Below are 1,338 nucleotides of genomic sequence, written 5' to 3'. Positions count from 1 at the left end.
GCAGGAAGGCGATCCTGATACAGTTTACGGATACGGCCACACACCTTTATTTAAGGACATGATAGATGCTATAAAGAATAATAGGGAACCACTTGTTAACGGTGAAGAAGGCAAAAAGGGAATGGAAATAATACTTGCAGCGTATAAGTCACAAAAAACAGGAATGCCTGTTAAATTCCCAATTGGAGAATTTTCAACCCTTGATATGAAGGACGCGGATATTAAAATAAGATAAGTTTTCTGATACTTAATCAGCTTTTTAAGGAGGATTTTTATGAATTATATTTCACAAATGGCAAAGCTAGGAGATAATGTATCCGTGGGAAGGTTCAGCGTTATAGAGGATGATGTGGTTATTGGTGACAACTGCATAATAGGAAACAATGTTGTTATCCACAAGGGGACGGTAATTGGAGACAATGTTAGGATAGACGACAATACTGTTATAGGCAAAAAGCCTATGAGGGCTGTAAACAGTATATTCAAAGACGAAAAGGAACTTCCGCCTGCAAAAATAGGAAGTGGATGCTTAATAGGTGCAGGAGTTATAATATACTGCGGCTGTGAGATTGGAGAAAACACATTAGTTGCAGACCTTGCAACGATAAGGGAAAATGTAACAATTGGTAGTAAGACCATTATAGGACGCGGCGTTGCAGTTGAAAATTTCTGCAAGGTTGGATCTAACTGTAAGCTTGAGACAAATGCTTATATTACAGCCTATTCAGAGCTTGAGGACTATGTATTTGTTGCACCAGGCGTTGTAACCTCTAACGATAATTTTGCAGCAAGGTCAAAGGAAAGATTTAAACATTTTAAGGGAGTTACAATAAAAAAAGGTGGAAGAGTCGGTGCACAGGCAACTATATTGCCCGGGAAAACCATTTATGAGGATGGATTTGTGGCAGCAGGTGCAGTTGTTACTAAGGATGTAGAATCTGGAAAGATCGTTGCAGGAAACCCAGCAAAATACTTCAAGGATGTTCCAGAGGATCAGCTTTTAAAGAATCAATTTTAAGGAGGATTATATGAAAATACTAACGGTAATCGGAGCAAGGCCCCAGTTTATAAAGGCTGCTCCAGTGTCAAGGGAGATTAGAAAACATTTTAAGGAAATAATAGTCCATACAGGACAACATTATGATGAAAATATGTCGAATATATTTTTTGAAGAGCTTAATATCCCAAAACCGGACTATAACCTTAATGTTGGCTCAGGAAACCATGGGGAGCAGACGGGGAATATGCTAATAAAAATAGAAGAAGTAATTTTAAAAGAAAAACCTGACGCTGTATTGGTTTATGGGGACACAAATTCAACTTTGGCAGGTGCCCTTG

Annotated in this window: 3 protein-coding genes; all 3 read left to right on the top strand. The window is 38.4% G+C overall.

All coding sequences use genetic code 11. The features are described from left to right. Positions 1 to 235 (top strand): Gfo/Idh/MocA family oxidoreductase (locus tag Q3V94_RS13535; RefSeq protein ID WP_303528530.1); only part of this gene is annotated, 235 nt, incomplete at its 5' end. Positions 236 to 274: 39 nt separating this feature from the next. Then, a complete protein-coding gene (locus Q3V94_RS13530) occupies positions 275 to 1,018 on the top strand; it encodes an acyltransferase (RefSeq protein WP_303528529.1) in 744 nt (247 codons plus the stop codon). Between the two features lie 10 nt (positions 1,019 to 1,028). Then, positions 1,029 to 1,338, top strand: a 310-nt coding sequence (locus Q3V94_RS13525) for a UDP-N-acetylglucosamine 2-epimerase (protein ID WP_303528528.1), incomplete at its 3' end; no start/stop codon positions are given.

This window comes from Caloramator sp. CAR-1 (assembly GCF_030546345.1).
GTDB classification, from domain to species: Bacteria; Bacillota; Clostridia; order Clostridiales; family Caloramatoraceae; genus Caloramator; species Caloramator australicus.
This window is presented reverse-complemented; position numbering and strand designations above follow the sequence as displayed.